A 389-nucleotide genomic window follows, 5' to 3' on the forward strand; every position below is an offset into this window, starting at 1 on the left:
TCCTGAGCCCAAGCGCGATGTCGATCAGCCATTTTTGATGCCGGTAGAGGACGTCTTCTCTATCTCCGGTCGTGGAACTGTGGCGACCGGTCGTATTGAGAGAGGGGTTGTTCATGTCGGCGACGAGCTTGAGATTGTCGGTATCCGTGACACCCAGAAGACCACCTGCACCGGCGTTGAGATGTTTCGTAAACTGCTCGATGAAGGCCAGGCCGGTGACAATATTGGTGCGTTGCTGCGCGGCGTGAAGCGTGAGGAGATTGAGCGCGGACAGGTACTTGCTGCCCCGAAATCTATTACCCCGCATACCAAGTTCAATGCAGAGTGCTATATCCTCGGCAAGGACGAGGGTGGTCGTCATACTCCGTTCTTTAACGGCTATCGTCCCC

The 389-nt window shown here is 55.5% G+C and carries 1 protein-coding gene; it reads left to right on the forward strand.

Features of this window, described 5'->3' with window-relative positions; all coding sequences use genetic code 11:
• On the forward strand, positions 1-389 hold a 389-nt coding region (locus FCL47_RS24155), incomplete at both ends, for an EF-Tu/IF-2/RF-3 family GTPase (RefSeq protein ID WP_240744359.1).

It is taken from the genome of Desulfopila sp. IMCC35006, assembly GCF_005116645.1.
Taxonomy (GTDB): domain Bacteria; phylum Desulfobacterota; class Desulfobulbia; order Desulfobulbales; family Desulfocapsaceae; genus Desulforhopalus_A.